General features: G+C 68.7%; 13 protein-coding genes and 1 tRNA gene. 12 read left to right on the top strand and 2 right to left on the bottom strand.

Annotation, left to right across the window (positions count from 1 at the left end; translation table 11 throughout):
• Positions 1 to 119: 119 nt before the first annotated feature.
• A complete protein-coding gene (locus tag ACWGKQ_RS44500) occupies positions 120 to 953 on the top strand; it encodes a tetratricopeptide repeat protein (RefSeq protein ID WP_453297775.1) in 834 nt (277 codons plus the stop codon).
• Between the two features lie 21 nt (positions 954 to 974).
• Here ACWGKQ_RS44500 and ACWGKQ_RS44495 read toward each other — a convergent pair whose 3' ends face one another.
• Complete coding sequence (locus ACWGKQ_RS44495; protein WP_453297774.1) at positions 975 to 1946, bottom strand: serine/threonine protein kinase; 972 nt, start codon at positions 1944 to 1946, stop codon at positions 975 to 977.
• Between the two features lie 67 nt (positions 1947 to 2013).
• Here ACWGKQ_RS44495 and ACWGKQ_RS44490 point away from each other — a divergent pair, with 67 nt between their 5' ends.
• Genes ACWGKQ_RS44490 through ACWGKQ_RS44475 form a run of 4 tightly spaced genes read left to right on the top strand, consistent with a single transcriptional unit; the run spans position 2014 to position 10865 of the window.
• Positions 2014 to 3522, top strand: a complete 1509-nt coding sequence (locus tag ACWGKQ_RS44490) for a PD-(D/E)XK nuclease family protein (protein WP_453297773.1) — start codon at positions 2014 to 2016, stop codon at positions 3520 to 3522.
• Positions 3471 to 4580, top strand: coding sequence for a pPIWI_RE_Y domain-containing protein (locus tag ACWGKQ_RS44485; protein WP_453297772.1), 1110 nt, complete (start codon positions 3471 to 3473; stop codon positions 4578 to 4580). The genes ACWGKQ_RS44490 and ACWGKQ_RS44485 overlap by 52 nt, the downstream gene beginning before the upstream one ends.
• A complete protein-coding gene (locus ACWGKQ_RS44480) occupies positions 4573 to 8142 on the top strand; it encodes a pPIWI_RE_Z domain-containing protein (protein ID WP_453297771.1) in 3570 nt (1189 codons plus the stop codon). The genes ACWGKQ_RS44485 and ACWGKQ_RS44480 overlap by 8 nt, the downstream gene beginning before the upstream one ends.
• A complete protein-coding gene (locus ACWGKQ_RS44475; protein ID WP_365804296.1) occupies positions 8130 to 10865 on the top strand; it encodes a pPIWI_RE module domain-containing protein in 2736 nt (911 codons plus the stop codon). The genes ACWGKQ_RS44480 and ACWGKQ_RS44475 overlap by 13 nt, the downstream gene beginning before the upstream one ends.
• A 462-nt stretch (positions 10866 to 11327) precedes the next feature.
• Here the strand turns inward: ACWGKQ_RS44475 and ACWGKQ_RS44470 are convergent.
• Positions 11328 to 11399, bottom strand: a tRNA-Arg gene (locus ACWGKQ_RS44470).
• A gap of 152 nt (positions 11400 to 11551) precedes the next feature.
• Here ACWGKQ_RS44470 and ACWGKQ_RS44465 point away from each other — a divergent pair.
• The 7 genes from ACWGKQ_RS44465 to rho all read left to right on the top strand — a co-directional run bounded on the left by ACWGKQ_RS44465 (position 11552) and on the right by rho (position 20836).
• Positions 11552 to 12016: a response regulator gene (locus tag ACWGKQ_RS44465; protein WP_453297770.1), complete on the top strand. Its 465-nt coding sequence runs from the start codon at positions 11552 to 11554 to the stop codon at positions 12014 to 12016.
• Positions 12017 to 12275: 259 nt separating this feature from the next.
• Positions 12276 to 13253, top strand: a complete 978-nt coding sequence (gene nrtL / locus ACWGKQ_RS44460; RefSeq protein WP_453297769.1) for an ArgS-related anticodon-binding protein NrtL — start codon at positions 12276 to 12278, stop codon at positions 13251 to 13253.
• A 19-nt stretch (positions 13254 to 13272) separates the two neighbouring features.
• On the top strand, positions 13273 to 14664 hold the full coding sequence (lysA, locus tag ACWGKQ_RS44455) for a diaminopimelate decarboxylase (RefSeq protein WP_453297768.1): 1392 nt from the start codon (positions 13273 to 13275) through the stop codon (positions 14662 to 14664).
• A 150-nt stretch (positions 14665 to 14814) separates the two neighbouring features.
• Positions 14815 to 16104 (top strand): homoserine dehydrogenase, encoded by a 1290-nt coding sequence (locus ACWGKQ_RS44450; RefSeq protein ID WP_453297777.1) that lies wholly within the window; start codon positions 14815 to 14817, stop codon positions 16102 to 16104.
• A gap of 6 nt (positions 16105 to 16110) precedes the next feature.
• The gene (gene thrC, locus ACWGKQ_RS44445; protein WP_453297767.1) at positions 16111 to 17169 is read left to right on the top strand and encodes a threonine synthase; all 1059 of its coding nucleotides are present in this window, start codon (positions 16111 to 16113) and stop codon (positions 17167 to 17169) included.
• A 264-nt stretch (positions 17170 to 17433) separates the two neighbouring features.
• Complete coding sequence (thrB, locus tag ACWGKQ_RS44440; protein WP_453297766.1) at positions 17434 to 18375, top strand: homoserine kinase; 942 nt, start codon at positions 17434 to 17436, stop codon at positions 18373 to 18375.
• Between the two features lie 403 nt (positions 18376 to 18778).
• The gene (gene rho, locus ACWGKQ_RS44435) at positions 18779 to 20836 is read left to right on the top strand and encodes a transcription termination factor Rho (RefSeq protein ID WP_453297765.1); all 2058 of its coding nucleotides are present in this window, start codon (positions 18779 to 18781) and stop codon (positions 20834 to 20836) included.
• Positions 20837 to 20911: the final 75 nt, after the last annotated feature.

Genomic DNA, 20911 nt, shown 5'->3' with positions numbered 1-20911 from the left:
GTGAGCGGGGGGCCAGCCTGCAACCTTATCGAAGGTTCCGCCACTATCGCGGCCTGGTCGACCGCAACTGATCCACAGGAATTGACAATTACTCGGCTCCGACTTGCGCGGCGGATGCGATGTCCTGGTTCGAGAACGAGTACTCGACGCTGACTGCTGCGGTCAGGCTTGCCGAGAATCGTGGACTCGACCGCTACACATGGTTGCTGTCGATGGCCCTGGTGACCTTCCAGTGGCGCTCTGGGCGCAATTTGGATGCGCTCAAGTACCTGACTAGCGCTCTCGAGGCTGCGAGGCGGGAGGCCGGTCCGGCGGATGTGGCTATGGTTCACCGGATGCTTGCCGGTACTTATCGCGGCCTCGGTAATTTGGCCCAGGCGACGCAAGAACTGCGCAGGGCGGTACGGGTGAGCGAGGATGACGGAGACGTTCCGGGTGTTGCCATGGGGCGTTACGTTCTAGGCGTTCTGCTGCGAGAGAACGGCGCACCGAGTGAGGCGCTGGAGCACTTCACGGCTGCCTTGTCTGCCTTCGAACGACTTGGCGATCCCTTGGGTAGCGGAGCCGCCCTTAACGGCATTGGGAGTGCCCGCTACGACTTGGGCCAGTACGACGAGGGTGTGGAGCACTGCCTGCGGTCACTGACCCTGCTGGACACTACGGATGACGTAAATGGTCGGGCACATGTGTTGTTCAGCCTGGGCCGGATCCGGGTGGCACTGGCGGAGCACGAGGCCGCCGTCATGGACTTCGAGCGTGCCCGCGACCTCTACCAGTCGCTGAATTATGGGAGCCGGGAGGCCAGGACGCTGGTCTGGCTCGCGGAAGCGCTCTGTGGTGCCGGTCGGCCTCGGGAGGCTGAGGAGGCGATCGAGCGGGCTCAGGTCCTGCTGGGAGAACTGGGTGAGAGTGACCTCGACACGGCTGTCGAGCAGTTGAGGTGCCTGCCGTGACAGCGAGTCCCCAAGGGAGGATCACGGTCCGGACAAGCCGAGCCGGTATGGGGCCGTTGGGTCGGGTCGCGTGGCCTTCGGGGACGCGAGGGAGCCAGACGTTGGCAGCATTGGCCGTAGGTAGCCCAACACCTCGGCCACGCCGCTTGGCCGCTCGTGCGGATCGACGGAAACCATGGCGAGCGCGAGGCTCCGGAGCCCTTCCGGCATCTCGGCACGGAAGTCGATTGGGAAGGCTGAGGTCGTGCCGTCGGGCGGACTTTCCCGGCCGCTGTACGGCAACTCTGACACGGTCATCGCGAACAACATGGCGCCGAGGGAGAAGACGTCGGCCTGCGGGGTGAGCACCGAGGTTGGGTCGTACTGCTCCGGGGCGGCGTATCCGGGAGTGCCGCGAGGATCGGCGTTCTCCTCTCCGATCGCGACAGAGATGCCCACATCCAGCAGCCGGACCCGGCCGTCGGGTTGCATCATGACGTTGTTCGGTGTGACGTCCCGATGGACATATCTCTCGGCGTGCACGCCATTCAGAATCTCGCAGAGCTGTGCGACAACCGACATGGCTGCAGCGGCCGGAACGGGATGGTGCTCGTTGATCCACGACGCGACCGTGATGCCCTCGATGAGTTCCATCACGATGTACCGGCGTTCGCTCCATCCATAGCGACCGTCCCCCAACACCTCCGGGATCCCCCGAACGTTCGACATGAATCGAAGTCGTTCGAGCTCCTTTTCTAGATGTTGGCCGAAATAGGAATAGTCGGCTGTCGACTCGAAGGTCCGGTGAAACTGTGATTTGACCGCCACGTCCTTGCGGAGGTGCTCGTCCCGGGCAACGAAGATCTCGCCTTCGCCGCCGTGACCGAGCGGTCGCAAAACTCGGTAACGGCCGTTCAGAAGAGTTCCAGGAAGCAAGGCGCACGCTCCGTACCCGAAAGAAAATTTCCCGGCCGGCTCGATCGCATGCCCCGGGGTGCAGAGAAGTGAGGACATTATGACAGCGAGTTGGCCACCCGACGGCCTGGTTGGGGATTCCGGCGTCATTGAGGTACGCCTGGGCATGTTCGGTCCAGAGCGGTACCGATGCCCGGCGTCCGATGCGCTGAAGGCTCGCGGACTGCGGCCGCGCGAGCGGGCCGCTTGGAAGCCCGAGGTGCTGAACCCGTTTCCGAACGGCCCCTTCATGGACGAGGCTGACAAACTCGAATGGCCGGTGGACGAGCCTCCGCCGAGCGTGTCTCGCGGCGGTCGGCGGCGTCCGCTGCACGACGGCGTTCGGCAGTGGACCGAGCATGCGCTCCGGACGTACCAGGAGGCGTTCTCTGCGGATCTGGACCTCCGACTCACCCGTCGGCCTTGGGTATACAGGCACCACCGCCCAAGCAGCGAAGGGCGGGGCACTGTGGAGTACCGGATCACAGCGTGGGGACTGTGCTTCGAGTCCGACGACGGCCGCTTGCGTGAGCTACGCCTACCGGTCAACCGGCTTCGTAAGCGCAGCGCGGCGGAGCGCGCCGTGGCCGCCCTGGTTGTGGCGGAGGGGAATCTCGATCCCCGGCTCGAATGGGTCAGGGTTGTCCAGTTCGCGCTGTCCGACGGTCGAACGGACACGATCTTCGATGGCAATCGGGACGAGGCATTGGCCTTGTACCGGGCCGACGGGGCGCCCGCTGTCCGCGCACTGCTCGACAGCCAGGAGTACCGGCCCGGTACTGCCTGTACTTCGTGTGCTGTTGCGCCGGTCTGTCCGGCGCTTCCGCGGGCTGAGGGGCTCCTCGGGATAGCCGATCGGAGTCGGCCGTGGCGTAGTTGGTCCTCGACCACCGGGCGGGGGCACCGGAGCTGTCCGGCCCGCGGCTATCTGCGCGGCCTTCGGCTCCCAGCCGATGACACCGTGGAGCGGGGGGCAGCCGTCGAGCGTGGTCGGGCGGTCCACGCGTTCCTCGCTGAGCGGCATGGCCAGTGGTCGGGTACGCCGTGTACCCCCGAGATCCCAGCGAACTGGGTGCCTGAGGACTACCGGCTCCCCGACGAGGAGCGGCAGCTCGGGGCCGAGTTATTGCGTCATCACGCCGAGGTGTGCCCACTCCGTACGGCTGAACCGCGATCGGAGATCCAGACTGAGCCCCGGCTGGTGTTCGACGACACCGCGGCCGACTTGCTGGTCTTGGCAGAGCCCGACCTGCTGTACCGGGAAGCGGGTTCCTGGATCTGGCGGGAGACCAAGACCTCCGCCAGTGACCGTCCGCGTCGCAACATACTGGCCACCTATCCTCAACTGGCCTTGGGCGTCCGTGTCATTGCTGGTGGCGTGCTGCCCAGACCGCAGGCCGGAGGACGGGTCGAACTGGAACTGCTGCACCCCGGAGGCGTCGATCTGCGGATCCTCGACCCGTTTGCTCCGGAGACCCAGGCTGCCGCTGAGGCGGTACTGCGCGAGCAAGTTTCGGGCTGGCACGCGGAGACGCTCTTCGAGGCCGTCCCTGGTGCCGAGTGTGCCACCTGCGAGGTGGCCAGATGGTGCTCTGCCCGGCGGCCGCAGGGGCACGGAGCGGGGACAAGCCGGTGAGTGGGGATGAACGAACGGATGTTGACCTCCTCACGGAGGTGGCCCGGGGCGTGATTGAACTGATTTCAGTGGACCGATCGTCGACATTCCGGCTGCCTTATCCGTCGAGCCTCCAGTTGGCGCTGGACCGCGTGGTGCTGTTAGGGCTGATGCACGGTCAACCGGTGCCCGTCGGAGTGCCAGAGCTGCTGCTTTGGTTCAGGGAGCGCGGGCCTTCGGGATGGCCACTGGCGTTGCCAAGCGGTTTCCTGACCGACGCTGCCCGCTTGATCGATCCCGCGGCGGGCGAACCGACCCGGACCTGCGCCGAACTGGCCTCCCTTGGCCCGCGTGGCGCGCTGGAGCAGGAGGCCGAGACCCGGCTCGCTGAACTTGCTGACGCCTGCGGCACCGTGGAGCGCTTCGCACTTTGCCGCGACTTCCTCATCCGGCGACCCATCATCCTCCGGTTCGACCCGATGGAGATGCTCCAGCCGACTGTGGCTCAGACCTGGAAGCTGGTCAAAGACCTCTATGCCCCCGTGCCAGACCGCTTCACTATCGACGGGCTGGTACACCGCTGCAAAAGCTGTCTGCTGCTTGCCAAACCCGTGACGACGGCCGGTCCCTGGTGCGAGGGCGGTTGTTTACCGGGGGACCGCGAATTCGAATCGTCGCACCAACTCGGGCACGCCCTGGCTCTGCCGTTCGGGCTCAGGCTCTTCCTCGCGCTCCCAGGCCGCACCGAACATACCGTCCGTTCTCGCCTCACGTCGCAGGCCCAGTTGCTCCCGCTGGGTTTGGGTGTCCACCGCGCCGTCGGCCACGACGGGACACTCCACACCTTTCAGGTCCACAACCGGGAACAGCCTGTTCCAGCCGCCCTGCGGGCAGCGGATGTTGCTGCCCGGCTCGGCGGACCTCTGGACGTCGTAGTCCCGGACGAGCTCGTGGCGTACGCCGGGTACCGGCAGGACTTCGACCGTGCGCTGCCCGCCGACGCACGGGTGCGTCTGCTGTCCGCGAGCGAGTTCACCACACCGGAGCCAACCGTCCGAGCGAGGAAGAATCATGCGTAGCACCGCCCAGTCGCTGGGTGAGGTGGTCAGCTGTCTGTTGAAAGCCGCACCGCAGATAAAGAGGGCCCGATTGGTCTCCCTTTGTGAGATCGAGGTTGGTCTCGTCCTTCAGGAGCGATTTGCTGCCGGCGCGCCGGCAGCGGATGCCTGGACGCTTTTCAGCGGGTACCCGTTCGCGTGGGCCTGGGAAGCCGTAGATGCGGCCGGGCAACGAACCCTCCGCACGGCCCGGCACACACTATGGACCTGGGGCCGTCGTCTGGCCTGGACCGAGGCGCTTGAGGAGTACCAGCGGCTTGACCGCCAGCTCCGTGCCTATGAGGTCGCCGATCCGGGCCTTCCGGCCGTCCGGCGCTCCTCGTTGTCGGTGGCACCGGACCGTTGGGAGACGTACGAGCTGCTGCTGCGCGAGGCACCGAAGTTCGCCGGACGCCCCTTGACGTTCGCGAAGGCCGGCCGGCATGCCTTCCCGATCGGTCGGCATCTGACCACCGTCCAGCTCCCTGAGCACAGCCTGCCGCCACCGGTCGGCCACGACCTTGCGGCACCCCCGGCGAACGGGGGTGAGCCGCTGACCTTCCGATGGGACGACCTGGTGAAGACTGCGGAGTTCATGGACTCGGTCAAATCTGAGAATTGGACCGGACGGCTGGATGCGATCCACCTTTTCACTCGCCAGGCCGGCAAGTTCAAATGTGCGGACTCCTTCGAGGTAGCGGGGATCCAGCATCTGCTGGGCATCGTCGGCGCCGGCAAGAGCACCCTGCGGGACGTGCTGGCGGTACACCTGGCCAGGCGGCGCCTTCGGGCGACCGTGGTGGTTGGGGACGTTGCCGAGCAGCTCAAGCTGGTTCAGCTGTACAACACGTACGTCCCCGGTTCGGCTGCCCCGGTGCTCGGCGCGACGGGCCGTCAGCAACACGCCGAACGGCTGCACCGGCGGCTGGTCGGCCGTGGCTCGCGCAATCTGCTTACCCACGACGACGCTGGGTTCGCTTACCTGAGTACGTCCTGTGCCCTGAACGCGCTACGGCACGCAGATGGTCAACCCGCCGACGACCTGCTCGGTTTCGGCGAGGCACCGTGCACCAGGCTGCAACCGCCCGGCAGTCGCGGCGACTACGCGGACGACCTGTGGATACGGCGTCGGGTGGCCTGCCCGTTCTGGTCGGGCTGCCCCCGCCATCACGGTGCCCGCGAACTGGTCGATGCGGCTGTCTGGGTCGCCACACCGCCCAGCCTGATCGACTCGGCGGTGCCGCACCCGCAGAATCACGAGCGCATCCGCTACCTCGAACTCGCCTGTCGGCGCAGCGACCTGGTGATCGTCGACGAAGCAGACCGGGTCCAGATGCAACTCGACCGGATGTTCGCGCCCGGCATCCCGCTGATCGGCGGGGGTCCCGACACTCGGTCTTTTCTTGACGATGTCAACCAGCATCGCATCCGTGAGTTGGCCGGTGCTGGGCGGATCCAGCTGTCGGACCGGGACGTTGAGAACTGGTCGGCTGCTGTCAACACCACGCAGACCGCAGCGGACCGCCTGGTCGCCATGTTGGTGAGTGACGTCGGCCTGCGCGATTGGGTCAGGACCGGTTATTTTAGCACCTGGACGCTCCAGCTCCGCCTGTTGGAGGAGCGGTACCCGCTGCCGGAAGATTACGACGGCACTCAGGCTGAGGCGGCGGAGCCCGACGCCGAGCGTTCTCTTCGGGTGCCGCGGCGCCGACTGACCGAAATCCTTGACGGCTTCCGAGAGAATCCGTTCGGTGACCGGCGCCAGATCCCCGAGGACGGCGTTGCACTCACCGGCCTGCTGAGCGAACTACTACACACCAACTACCGCGAGAACACCCGCAGTCGGCTGGAGATGGTGGTCCGTGACCTCTTCGACCTCGATCCCCTCCTGGAGCCGAATGACGAAGGCCGGGAGCGTTACCAGGAGCTGCGTGCCCGCGCCAAAGGTGAGTGGGGGCGGAAACCTGCGCAGCGTGCGGCGAGCCGCAGGAGGGCCAAGCGCCGGAGGAAGGACTGTCTGCCGGAGGACCCGGAACAGTGGCTGAGCCTACTGATGACCCGCTTTGAGTTCACCTTGCTGCTCAGCGCGCTGGAGCCCAAACTCGCCCTGATCAACGCCATGTGGCCGCGCGTCGCGGCGGCACTCAACCTGGGCTTCAACGAGATGTACCGCAGGCCGCTCGACTACGGCCCGATGGTGCCCGAGGCGCCTATGGGCAATGTGATCGGCTTTCAGTTCCTGATGGAAGGCCCGGACCTCGGCGGAGCGCGTACCGGAGAGTTGCGCTTCTTCCGCTGTAGCGGGCTCGGCCGGGAACTGCTCCGTGCGATGCCTGACCTGCCGACGGTGGACGGTCGACCCGGCACCAATGTCCTGCTGATGTCGGGCAGCAGCTGGGCCGGGAGCTCTAGCCGCTACCACATCCCGGTGCCTATCGGCGTGATCATTGAGCCGGATCCGAAGGAACTGAAACGGATCGTTGAACAGAGCGAGTTCCGCTTCGAGTTCGTCCGCGACGACTGTTTGTGCCGTGTGGCGTGCGAGTGCCAGGCGCCTAATGAGGCAGAGCGGCTCTCGGGTGAGCCACTCGACCAGCGAGCCGCCATCCTGCGCCGAATGGCCATCGCCCTTGGTAAGGACGACACCGGAATCAGCCGTCTCCAGGAGGAGTTGAGGCTCCTCCCGGAGAACCGCCGTCACATCCTCCTGCTTGTCGGCAGCTATGAGGAAGCCAAGCTTGTGGCGGACACCTTGCACACCCTTAACAAGCGCTGGAGGGGCAGAGTCCGTCGGCTGGTGTCCGACGACGACCCCAGCGCTGGCACATGGTCGGATGACGACGAACACCACGCCCCCGTTCTGCGCCGCGGCGACGTGGAGACGCTGGCCAACACCAATGCCGACATCTTGGTGGCGCCTCTGCTAGCAGTGGAACGCGGACACAACATCCTCGACCTCGACCGCCGGCACGCTGCAATCGGGTCGATCTACTTCCTCGCCCGGCCCAACCCACGTCCCGACGACCTTGGCCTCGCGGTGCACGCGATCAACGACTGGATCGTGCGGGCCATCGACGGTGGGGAGTTCACCGACTGGGTCAGGGGCGAGCTCACCTTGGGCCTGGGCGCCCGCAAGGTCAGGGACCTGGCCCGTTCTCAGTGGTACCGGGTATTGGCCAGGAGCATGGCCTGGAGCCGTCTGAGCGATGACGACCGGAAGCAGGTCACCTGGGATCTACTCGTGCTGATCTGGCAGGTGATCGGCCGCTCCGTGCGCGGCGCGGTACCCACCCGGGTCGCCTTCGTTGACGCCGCGTTCGCGCCCAACCTGGCCACCGGCCAGTCGCCAGGTCAGCCGGACACCCCGAAGACCAGTCTCCTGCACAGCATCCATGCCGTGCTCAGGCCCTACTTCACCCCGGACACTCCTGTGCCCGCGGCCGACCGGCACATCGTCCAGGCGCTCTACCGGCCGATGTGGACTGCCCTCGACCGCTGCCTCATCCAGTTCACCGACGAAGGGAACACCGCATGCACCGCCTGATCAGCACCACCGCCTATGAACCGGACCCGCAGGCCGGAGCCTGGACCGAGCAATATCGCGTTATCAATTTTCCAGAGGAATGGCGGACCGAGTTCATGGACCTCTACCGGCGACGGTGGCGTCGCCGGGAACAACCGGTAGGCCTGCCGATCAGCAAGCTCAACGACCTACTTCGGGCCACAGCCCCGGGCCTGGTGGCCACCGGGCGGGGAGCCGGAAACAGCGCTGAGTCTCCCTGGTTCTACGCGTCCGAGGAGATGCCGGCCGAACTGGTCGCCCCGTTGTTGGTCTCGTGGGTGATGACCCTGCCGCCCAGCACCGATTCCGATGCCGAGCGTGCGGCCGACCACCAAGCGGCCCTGGATCGGGCACTGGCTTTGATCGACCGGCACACCCCACAGTGGCGGCACGAGTCCTTGGACCTCACCGCAGCGGAGCCCTCCCCGGGAGGCACGGCCCAACCCGACCGGAGGCTCTACCACCTGCTGCCCGAGTGGATCGGCGCCAGGCTCGCTGCTCGCCCTCTCCACCTCAACGGCGTCGACCTCTCCTTCCGGCTGGTCACCCGCGACCAGGGCGTCGAGCTGGTCAGCTGGCCGCCACGGACATACACCCGAGGGAAAAGCACCTGGTACTACTCGGGTCTGGTGACCATCACCGTCCAGACCGTGCCGTTCGCCGCGAGATTCAGGGTGCACGTCTCCTACGGGATCCGCCGCTGGGCCACCGGATCGCCCGTCCGGCTGCCGGAGGGCCGAGGTGCGACTGCCCTGCTCGACGCACCTCTGCCCTGGTCTGGGGCCGACGGTTCGCGCCGACGGCTGACTGCCAACTCCCTGGCCTTCGACCGTGGCCTGGGCATGCTGTCCTGGAGCCGGCATAGCCTGGTCGACCTGCTGCCCGAACTCGACGTGCTTCGGGCCTACCCCAAGCCGACCGAGTTGATCACCGAACCGGTGGACTGGATCGAGGGCCGCGACGGAGTTGCCGCAGGCATCCTGCACAGCACGGCGATGGGCCGGCACGGCGTCGGCACCGGACTTATGCCACTCGAACGTTCGCTCCTCGATCAGTGGTTTGAGGAGAGTCTCCACCCAGTCCTGCGTCGAGTGCCCGACCTGGAACGCGCGCATCGGAAGGCCAAGCCCGCCCTGCTGCCCACCTCTGCGACGAAGGATCTGGAGAAGCAGGAGGTGTGCTCCCGACGGCGCGTGCAAGCGCGGCGCGACGCGGTGCGCGCGGCACTCGGCGGGCAGCCGCTGCTGATAGACGTGCTCTGGCAGACCGAGGAAACCCGCGACGAGTTGATCGCGATGCTTCGCGAGTGGTTGGGACTTCCGACCGGCTCCGGCGGAGTGGAAGGCGACTATGAGTGGCAGGACGGAGACCTGCACGTTGTGCTCCGTGCCCGGCCACTTGGTGCCCTGGGCGCCCCGTTGTTGGTCGTCCGGAAATCCGGCCGGTCGCGAGCCCAGGCACTGGCCGAAGCCGTGCGGGAGCGGGCCGCGCTGACAGCTGTCCAGCTTGGCCCTCGAACCAGTCCGGTGGGGCTGGCGATCGTAGAGACGCTGGGCCCCGATCGGTTCTCAGTACAGGACTCCGACCCCAAGTCGGCCCTGCGGCACGGCTGCGCCGCAGCCCGGCGGGTCAGCCAGTTCATCGTCGTACCGGAGGACTCCGACGGGGCTGTGGCTCTGCGCGCCCGGTCCGCCCTGGCTGACGGGATGCGCCAGCTCGGGGCCGTGGTCCCGCCGGATCAGCGGCTGGACGAGGCACTGGCAGACGACCTCCAATACCTTGCGCTCTGGCAGGTCCGGCGAAAGGCCAACGGACCGACGCGGCAGGCCGGACAGCGCCTGGTCGCTCTCCGGATCCGCCCACACGATCCGGTGCACCCCGTACGAGGGTGGGACGACGCCCGTAAGAAATGGGTACCTTACGCCCAACTGCTGCTCACCCTCGCCACCGATGGCGCCGTGGCGGATGCCACCGCAACGCGCACCCGATCAGGCCGATTTGCCTCGACTACCGAGGAGCGGCGCGACGAGGTCGAGCGCCAGATCAGGTCGCTGCTCTACCAGGTGCGCGACCGGCCGACCCTACTGCTGGCGAACAGCGGCAACCTGCGTGAGGCTTGGCCCGGCCTCAACAACGGCCAGTTGCGCAGAGACATGGTCACGTTCCATGGCGAGCCGCCCGCCCGGCTCGCGCTCTTCGGAAGGGACCTGCGGATGGTGCTGCTTCGGGACGCCAACAGTCGTGGCGAGACACCCCAGTGGTACGCACCTGCCGAGACCGATGAGGAGACGCCAGGGTTCTCCGCCGGTCTGTGGGCGGCACAGGGCGCGGGCCCGGACGATCGGGTGTTCATCAGTACCGTCGGCAAGCCGCCCGCTGCGGGCACGGTGCGGAATGACCTGCGCAAGCTGGTGCCCCACAAGGATTGGCCACACGGCCCCGCAGCCACCGCCTGGAACCCGCAGGCTCTGGAACTCACCGTACTCGGCTGCCTGTCCGAGTCGGCTCTGGCGGCCGCAGGGCGCGCCGGTATAGCCCCGGACCGGCCCGCCGTGGTTGCAGCGGCCGCCCATCAGCTGCGCTTCCACGATGAGTACCACCCGCTCTCCCGGCCCCTCCCGCTACACCTCGCGAAGCTGGCCGAGGAGTACTTCCTACCTCTTGCCGTGGCCCCGGCTCCGGTAGCCGAGCAGGACTCTCAATAGTCGTCTGCGACGCGATATAGGCAGTTCCGCGGTTGTCTCCAGCATGAGGCGGGAAAGCCCCTGGCCAGCAGGAGCTTTCCGCTGGTGCCGAGGAGCGCGGCGCTCCACTAGATCTGAAGCCCGTGAGGTACCCCGGTTTCAGGCTCTGACCCCTCGGCTCAGGAAAGTGGAACGGCCTGCTCAGACGTCTGCCTTGTTCGCTTCCCTGGCCGCAAACATGCAGCTCACAAGCGGGTCGTGGCTCCAGGAACCCCGATTTAGACGCCTCCGTCCCGCGCATATCCCGCAGGGAGCGATGTCACGGGATCGGACAATTGGGATTTCGGTCTACCGGTGCGCCAAAATCCCAGGTCGGAATGCGTGGGTTGGCGAGTGCACATGGCTTACTTGGCCGTTGCTGTTTCGGCATGCACAAGAAAGGCCCTGACCGGCATTTCTGCTGGTCAGGGCCATAATCCGGAGTGCCCCCGGCAGGATTCGAACCTGCGCACACGGCTCCGGAGGCCGTTGCTCTATCCCCTGAGCTACGGGGGCGTCTGGCGTTGAGCTGTTGCTCGCGGCGACGGGTAGAACACTACCAGCTCGGTCGGGGTGATCAGGAACGGGTTTCCGGGGGTGCTCCCCCGCAGGGGGCGGAAGTCAGGAAAACCCGGACGCGGTGGCCGGTCCGGACCTACTCTCGAGTTGTGCCAGGGGCGTCGGGCCGGGTGCTTGTTGTGGACGACAACAAGGTCATCCGGCAGCTGATCAGGGTCAATCTCGAACTGGAGGGTATCGAGGTCGTGACCGCGGCCGATGGTGCCGAGTGTCTGGATGTCGTTCATCGGGTGCGGCCCGATGTGATCACCCTCGATGTCGTCATGCCCCGGCTCGACGGGCTGCGGACGGCCGCTCAGCTCCGTGCCGATCCCCGGACCCATGACCTTCCCCTCGCCATCGTCAGCGCCTGTACGCAGTACGAGGTCGAGACCGGTCTTGACGTCGGCGTCGACGCGTTTCTCGCCAAGCCCTTCGAGCCTGGCGAACTCGTCCGGCTGGTCAGGGAGTTGATCGACCGGCGGCGGAGCGGCGCGGCGGGGGAGGACGAGGGAGTCGGTGACGATGTCAGCTTCTCGGGGGAGCGGGCCGGGGGCAATCCCGCCTATCCGTGAATCCGCTCTATCCGTGAATCCCGCCCATCCGTGATATCCGTGATATCCGGGTATCCCGTCCATCCGGTGTATTCAGCGTATTCCGTCTATCCGTGAATCCTGTGGGCTGTGAGCCATGGGGTCGTGAGCCATGGGGTCGTGAGCCGTGGGGCCGTGGGCCGTGGGCCCAGCCCCGTTCGTTCCGGCCCGTCCGTCCACATCCCGGAACCGGGCCAATCCGGCTCGCCTACCCACCCCCCTCCTCCCCTACGCTTGTCCCGTGACCCCCGTCGAGCTCTCCCGCACCGTGCTGCGCGCGGTGCGCCGTGCTGTGGATGAGGGGGAGCTCAGTGTCACCGTGCCGGAGCGGGTCGTGGTGACGCCGCCCGGGCCGGGTGGGTGCGGGGACTACGCCACCAACATCGCGCTGCAGCTCGCTCAGCCCGCCGGGCAGCCCCCGCTGCGGGTCGCCGAGATCCTGGTGCCGCGGCTCGCGGAGTGCGCCGGCGTCGAGGACGTCGTCGTCACCGGGCCGGGGTTTCTCAATATCTCCCTCAGCTCCGGGTCGTCGCCGACTGCCACCCTGGTGGGGGAGATCCGCGGCCTCGGGGGTGCCTACGGCCACGGCGACGCCCTCGCCGGGCAGGTGGTCGCGCTGCGGGTGCCGTACGACGTGCGGGCCGAGGTCGTCGCCGACGCGGTGGTGAGGATCGTCGCGACGCAGGGTGGGCGCGGTGAGGTCGAGCACGGGGAGCCCGTCAGTCTGCGGCCCGTTCCGGCGCCGGAGGACCCGGCCCCGCTCGGGCCCGACGCCGCCCAGTGGGCGCTGCTGCATCCGGCCGCCCATGACCGGCCCCGGATCACCGCCGACCATCTCGTACAGCGGGAGAGCAACCCGCTGTTCCGGGTGCGGTACGCGCACGCCCGGGTGCGCGCCGTCGGGCGGGGAGCGGGGCGGCTCGGGTTCGATGCCGTGCCCGGCGACGTTCCCGACGCCCCGGGCGGCCTGGTCACCGCCCTCGCCGACTACCCCCGCATCCTCACCGGCGCGGCCACCCATCGCGCCCCCGACCGGCTGGCCCGGCACCTCGTCACCGTCGCCGATGCCGTCCTGCCGTTCCTGCCGACCGTGCTGCCCCGTGGCGAGGAGAAACCCTCGGTCGCCCACCGTGCCCGGCTCGCCCTCGCCGAAGCCGCCGGGACGGTGCTGGCCGGCGGCCTGTCCCTGCTCGGCATCGACGCACCCGAACACCTCTGAAGAGAGCGCCAGAAGAGTCATGAGCCGTTCCGCACACCCCGCCGGGCCCCGGCACGCCGATGTCCTTCCCGAGGGCCACTACGCGGCCCCGCCCACCGACCTGAACGCCCTCGACGCCAAGGTGTGGGCCCAGACCGTCACCCGGAACACCGACGGGGTCGTCACCGTCGGCGGGGTCGACGTGAAGACCCTCGCCGAGGAGTTCGGCACACCCGCCTACGTCCTCGACGAGGTCGACTTCCGGGGCCGGGCGCGTGCCTGGCGCACCGCCTTCGGGCCGGACGCCGACGTGTTCTACGCCGGCAAGGCGTTCCTGTCGCGGGCCGTGGTGCGCTGGCTGCACGAGGAGGGGCTCAACCTGGATGTGTGTTCCGGCGGGGAGCTGGTGACGGCTCTGTCGGCCGGGATGCCCGCCGACCGCATCGCCTTCCACGGCAACAACAAGTCCGAGGGGGAGATCCGCCGGGCCGTCGAGGCCGGTGTGGGGCGGATCGTGCTCGACTCGTTCCAGGAGATCGTGCGGGTCGCGCACATCGCGCAGGAACTCGGTACCCGGCAGCGGGTGCAGATTCGTATCACCGTGGGTGTGGAAGCGCATACGCACGAGTTCATCGCCACCGCCCACGAGGACCAGAAGTTCGGGATTCCGCTGGCCGGGGGGCAGGCCGCGGAGGCCGTGCGGCGGGCGCTCCAGCTCGACGGGCTGGAGGTCATCGGGATCCACTCGCACATCGGGTCGCAGATCTTCGACATGTCCGGGTTCGAGGTCGCCGCGCACCGGGTCGTGGGGCTGCTCAAGGACATCCGGGACGAGCACGGGGTCGAGCTGCCCGAGATCGACCTGGGAGGCGGGCTCGGGATCGCGTACACCAGCGACGACGACCCGCGCGAGCCGCACGAGATCGCCAAGGCGCTCACCGAGATCGTGACGCGCGAGTGCGAGGCCGCCAGGCTGCGGACGCCGCGGATCTCCGTGGAGCCGGGGCGGGCCGTCGTCGGACCGACCGCCTTCACCCTGTACGAGGTCGGCACCATCAAGCCCCTCGACGGGCTGCGGACGTATGTGTCGGTCGACGGAGGCATGTCGGACAACATCCGGACCGCGTTGTACGACGCCGAGTACAGCGTTGCTCTGGTGTCCCGGACCAGTGACGCCGAGCCGATGCTCGCCCGCGTCGTCGGCAAGCACTGCGAGAGCGGGGACATCGTGGTGAAGGACGCGTTCCTGCCGGGCGACCTGGCACCCGGTGACCTCATCGCCGTACCGGCCACCGGCGCCTACTGCCGTTCCATGGCCAGCAACTACAACCACGTGCTCCGGCCGCCGGTCGTCGCCGTGCGCGACGGCGCGGCCCGGGTCATCGTCCGCCGGGAGACGGAGGAGGACCTCCTGCGTCTCGACGTCGGCTGAGACGGGCGGCTGACACGGGCGGAAGATCTCCGGTCTTCCATCGCCACAGAATGAAATAGATGTCTCACGATCCGGACGAAGGGTAGAAACTCCCGTCCGGTGAGTGAGACTGGTCCAACCGTAGACGGTATGAGGAAACGAGGTCGGATGATGCGTACGCGTCCGCTGAAGGTGGCGCTGCTGGGCTGTGGGGTTGTCGGCTCAGAGGTGGCGCGCATCATGACGACGCACGCCGACGACCTCGCGCAGCGGATCGGCGCCCCGGTCGAACTGGCCGGAGTGGCCGTCCGCCGGCCCTCCAAGGTTCGTGAGGGCATCGACCCGAGCCTGGTCACCACCGACGCCACCGCCCTCGTGAAACGCGGCGACATCGACGTCGTGGTCGAGGTCATCGGCGGGATCGAGCCCGCCCGCACCCTCATCACCACCGCCTTCGAGCACGGCGCGTCGGTCGTCTCCGCCAACAAGGCGCTGCTCGCCCAGGACGGCGCCGCCCTGCACGCGGCCGCCGAGCAGCACGGCCGGGACCTCTACTACGAGGCCGCCGTCGCCGGCGCCATCCCGCTGATCCGCCCGCTGCGCGAGTCCCTCGCCGGCGACAAGGTCAACCGGGTGCTCGGGATCGTCAACGGGACCACCAACTTCATCCTCGACAAGATGGACTCCACGGGGGCGGGCTACCAGGAGGCCCTCGACGAGGCCACCGCGCTCGGATACGCGGAGGCCGACCCGACCGCCGACGTCGAGGGCTTCGACGCCGCCGCCAAGGCCGCCATCCTCGCCGGCATCGCCTTCCACTCGCGGGTGCGGCTCGACGACGTCTACCGCGAGGGCATGACGGAGGTCACCGCCGCCGACTTCGCCTCCGCCAAGAACATGGGCTGCACCATCAAGCTGCTCGCCATCTGCGAGCGGGCCCAGGACGGCGGCTCGGTGACCGCCCGCGTGCACCCCGCCATGATTCCGCTGACCCACCCGCTCGCCTCCGTGCGCGGCGCCTACAACGCCGTCTTCGTGGAGTCGGACGCGGCGGGCCAGCTGATGTTCTACGGTCCCGGCGCCGGCGGCGCCCCGACCGCCTCCGCGGTCCTCGGCGACCTGGTCGCCGTCTGCCGCAACCGGCTCAGCGGGGCAACGGGGCCCGGCGAGTCGGCGTACGCGGCCCTGCCCGTGTCCCCGATGGGCGACGTCGTCACGCGCTACCACATCAGCCTCGACGTCGCCGACAAACCGGGTGTTCTCGCCCAGGTCGCCACCGTGTTCGCCGAGCACGGGGTTTCCATCGATACGGTTCGGCAGACGGGCAAGGACGGCGAGGCGTCCCTCGTCGTCGTCACCCACCGGGCCTCCGACGCCTCCCTCTCCGGGACCGTCGAGGCGCTGCGCAAGCTCGACACCGTGCGGGGTGTCGCCAGCATCATGCGGGTTGAAGGAGAGTAACCAGCAATGACCCACCAGTGGCGCGGAATCATCGAGGAGTACCGGGACCGGCTGCCCGTCTCCGACACCACGCCGGTCGTGACGCTCCGCGAGGGCGGCACGCCCCTCGTGCCCGCGCAGGTGCTCTCCGAGCGCACGGGCTGCGAGGTCCACCTGAAGGTGGAGGGCGCGAACCCCACCGGGTCCTTCAAGGACCGCGGTATGACCATGGCCATCTCCAAGGCCAAGGAGGAGGGCGCGCAGGCGGTCATCTGCGCCTCCACCGGCAACACCTCCGCCTCGGCCGCCGCGTACGCGGTGCGGGCCGGCATGGTGTCGGCCGTGCTCGTGCCGCGCGGCAAGATCGCGCTCGGCAAGATGGGCCAGGCCCTCGTGCACGGCGCGAAGATCCTCCAGGTCGACGGCAACTTCGACGACTGCCTCACCCTCGCCCGCAAGCTGAGCGAGAACTACCCGGTGGCGCTGGTCAATTCGGTCAACCCGGTGCGTATCGAGGGGCAGAAGACGGCCTCCTTCGAGATCGTGGACATGCTCGGCGACGCACCCGACATCCACGTCCTGCCGGTCGGCAACGCGGGCAACATCACCGCGTACTGGAAGGGGTACAAGGAGTACGCCGGTGACGGCATCTCCACCGGGACCCCCCGGATGTGGGGTTTCCAGGCCTCCGGCAGCGCCCCGATCGTGCGCGGCGAGATCGTCAAGGACCCGTCGACGATCGCCACCGCGATCCGGATCGGCAACCCCGCCTCCTGGCAGTTCGCGCTCGCGGCCCGGGACGAGTCCGGCGGCTTCATCGACGAGGTGACGGACCGTGAGATCCTGCGCGCCTACCGGCTGTTGGCCGCTCAGGAGGGTGTCTTCGTGGAGCCCGCCTCGGCCGCGTCGGTGGCCGGTCTGCTGAAGGCCGCCGAGCAGGGCAAGGTCGACCCGGGCCAGCGCATCGTCTGCACGGTCACCGGCAACGGCCTGAAGGACCCCGACTGGGCCGTCGCCGGCGCCCCGCAGCCGGTCACCGTGCCGGTCGACGCGGCCGCCGCGGCGGAGCGTCTCGGCCTCGCCTAGAGAGTCACCGGAGGGCGTCCCGGACGTCCCGGACAGGGGACTTCCCTAAGGAGGGGGCACAGGGGGCTTACGACACGCATCGTGCGCCTCCTGTGCGCCCTATGTCGCCACAGAACCTTCCTTCGATAGGCTGTACCGAACCCGCCCGCTGCATATGCCTCCGCATATGGCGCGGTGCCGCGCCGTCTCCACGGCCCGAGGGTCCCTCCCGTACCTATCGAATGTCATTCGACCATCACGCAGCTCAAGGAGAGTCATCGAGCGATGGCCGGTCCAGCGTTCCGCGCCGCCGCCGTCCGGGTGCGCGTCCCCGCCACCAGCGCCAACCTCGGTCCGGGCTTCGACGCCCTGGGCCTCGCGCTGGGGCTCTACGACGACGTCGTCGTCCGGGTGGCCGACTCAGGGCTGCACATCGACATCGCGGGGGAGGGCAGCGAGACGCTGCCGCGTGACGAGAGCCACCTGCTCGTACGCTCCCTGCGCACCGCCTTCGACCTGCTGGGCGGACAGCCCCGCGGGCTGGAGATCGTGTGCGCCAACCGCATCCCGCACGGCCGTGGCCTCGGCTCCTCCTCCGCCGCGATCTGCGCCGGCATCGTCGCCGCGCGGGCGGTGACCATAGGCGGCGAGGCCAGACTCGACGACGCCGCCCTGCTGGAGCTCGCCACCGAGATCGAGGGCCACCCCGACAACGTGGCGGCCTGTCTGCTCGGCGGCTTCACCCTCTCCTGGATGGAGTCCGGCGCCGCCCGGGCGATCAGGATGGAGCCCAGCGATTCCATCGTTCCGGTGGTTTTCGTGCCCGGGAAACCGGTCCTGACCGAGACCGCGCGCGGACTGCTCCCGCGCTCCGTGCCGCACGTCGATGCCGCCGCCAACGCGGGCCGTGCCGCCCTGCTCGTCGAGGCCCTCACCCGGCGCCCCGAGCTGCTGCTGCCCGCCACCGAGGACCGTCTGCACCAGGAGTACCGCGCCCCCGCCATGCCGGAGAGCGCCGCCCTGGTGGAGCGGCTGCGCGCCGACGGCGTACCGGCCGTCATCTCCGGCGCCGGACCCACCGTGATGGCGCTCGCCGACGCCGGCAGCGCCGAAAAGGTGCAGGCCCTGGCCGGTCCGGGCTGGGCCGCCAACCGGCTGAACCTCGACGTCCAGGGTGCGAGTGTGCTGCCGCTCGCGCCCGCACATGACACTTCCAGCGACATGTGACGCGCACGATTGCCGGATTTGGAGAGGGGGAATGTTTGTTGGATCCGGTAGTGTTAACCTCAAGTCTGCACCCGACCCCACCATGGCGAGGTGCATCGTGTCCCCGTCGGGGACGGACATTCTTCCGGGAGTCTCCCAAGCCACTCAGCGTTCTGTATGACGTACCTGGGCAGTACGCCGTACCCGGGCACTGGGCGGGCCGCTGGGCCGCTCCGGAATTGGTGCAACCACGCCTCGTGACACCGCGTGCCACCGGCTGAGGAAGCGCCGTCATCAGAAATTCTCTCCGCCGCTTAGGCGGACCACCGCCCCGGCACGGTCCACACAGCAAGGACCGAAGCCGGACAGCACAACCGGTCGCCGAGCCAGACAGGCCGACGTCCGCTCCAGGGAAGGACCCTTCGTGAGCGACACCACCGATCTGATGGGCGCACGTGTCGAGGAGACCGCTGCCGCGCCCGCCACGGACGCCTCCGCGCCTGCCTCCGGTGCCGGCTCCCGGCGGCGCCGCGGTACCGGCCTTGACGGCATGGTGCTGGCCGAGCTTCAGCAGGTCGCCTCCGGCCTCGGCATCAGGGGCACGGCGCGTATGCGCAAGAGCCAGCTGATCGAGGTCATCAAGGAGGCGCAGGCCGGTGGGGGCGCTGCCCCCAAGGCCGCCGAGGCCGCCACCGAGACCAAGCCGAAGCGCCGGGCCACCTCCAAGGCCCGTACGGGCGAGGAGGCCGCCGTAAAGAAGGCGGAGCAGGCCGCCGAGGCCCCCGCCGAGAAGGCCGTGGCCCAGCAGCAGATCGAGATCCCCGGCCAGCCGGCCGGCGGCACCTCCCGCACGGGCGAGGCCGAGCGCGGCGCGGACGAGGCACCGGCCGAGCGCCGCCGTCGCCGGGCCACCGCCGAGGCCGGCAGCCCCACCGCCACCGGTGCCGAGACCATCGCCGCCGAGGCGAAGAGCGAGCCGAAGGCCGAGACGCCCGCGCAGCCCCAGCAGCAGGGCGAGGCCAGGGCCGACGCCGGTGACGAAGGCCGTGGCCGCCGCGACCGCCGTGACCGCGGCCGGGACCGCGACCGCCGTAACAAGGGCGACGAGCAGCAGGGCGGCCAGGGTGGCCAGGGCGGTCGTCAGGACCGGCAGGACCGCCAGGACCGTCAGCAGCAGCAGCCGCAGCAGCAGGGCGGCAGCCGTCAGGACCGGGGCGCCGGCCCGCAGGACGACGACGAGTTCGGTGACGGCCGTCGCGGCCGTCGCGGCCGTTACCGCGACCGCCGTGGCCGTCGTGGGCGCGACGAGATCGGCGGCGCCGAGCCGCAGCTCGCCGACGACGACGTCCTGATCCCCGTCGCGGGCATCCTGGACATCCTCGACAACTACGCGTTCATCCGGACCTCCGGCTACCTGCCCGGCCCGAACGACGTGTACGTCTCCCTCGCCCAGGTCCGCAAGAACGGCCTGCGCAAGGGCGACCACATCACCGGTGCGGTCCGCCAGCCCAAGGAGGGCGAGCGGCGCGAGAAGTTCAACGCGCTGGTCCGCCTCGACTCCGTCAACGGCATGGCGCCCGAACACGGACGCGGCCGCCCGGAGTTCAACAAGCTGACCCCGCTCTACCCGCAGGACCGCCTCCGCCTGGAGACGGACCCGGGCGTGCTGACCACCCGGATCATCGACCTCGTGTCGCCGATCGGCAAGGGCCAGCGTGGTCTGATCGTGGCCCCGCCGAAGACCGGCAAGACCATGATCATGCAGGCGATCGCCAACGCGATCACCCACAACAACCCCGAGTGCCACCTGATGGTCGTCCTCGTCGACGAGCGTCCGGAAGAGGTCACCGACATGCAGCGGTCGGTGAAGGGCGAGGTCATCTCCTCGACCTTCGACCGCCCGGCCGAGGACCACACCACGGTCGCCGAGCTCGCCATCGAGCGCGCCAAGCGGCTTGTGGAGCTGGGCCACGACGTCGTCGTGCTGCTCGACTCGATCACGCGTCTGGGCCGTGCGTACAACCTCGCCGCCCCGGCCTCCGGCCGCATCCTGTCCGGTGGTGTCGACTCGACCGCCCTGTACCCGCCGAAGCGCTTCTTCGGTGCGGCCCGCAACATCGAGGACGGCGGCTCGCTGACCATCCTCGCCACCGCGCTGGTGGACACCGGGTCCCGCATGGACGAGGTGATCTTCGAGGAGTTCAAGGGCACCGGCAACATGGAGCTCAAGCTCGACCGGAAGCTCGCCGACAAGCGCATCTTCCCGGCGGTGGACGTCGACGCGTCCGGTACCCGCAAGGAAGAGATCCTGCTCGGCAGCGAGGAGCTCGCCGTCGTCTGGAAGCTGCGCCGGGTGCTGCACGCGCTCGACCAGCAGCAGGCGATCGAGCTGCTGCTCGACAAGATGAAGCAGACGAAGTCGAACATCGAGTTCCTGATGCAGATCCAGAAGACGACGCCCACCCCCGGTAACGGGGACTAGTCGACAGAGGGGCTGCGGACCGGTTGTCGGCTGCGGGTTCGCCGGGGCTGGTCGCGCCCACGCGGCGGCAGCCGC

The sequence above is a fragment of the Streptomyces sp. NPDC054770 genome (assembly GCF_053611985.1).
This window is presented reverse-complemented; position numbering and strand designations above follow the sequence as displayed.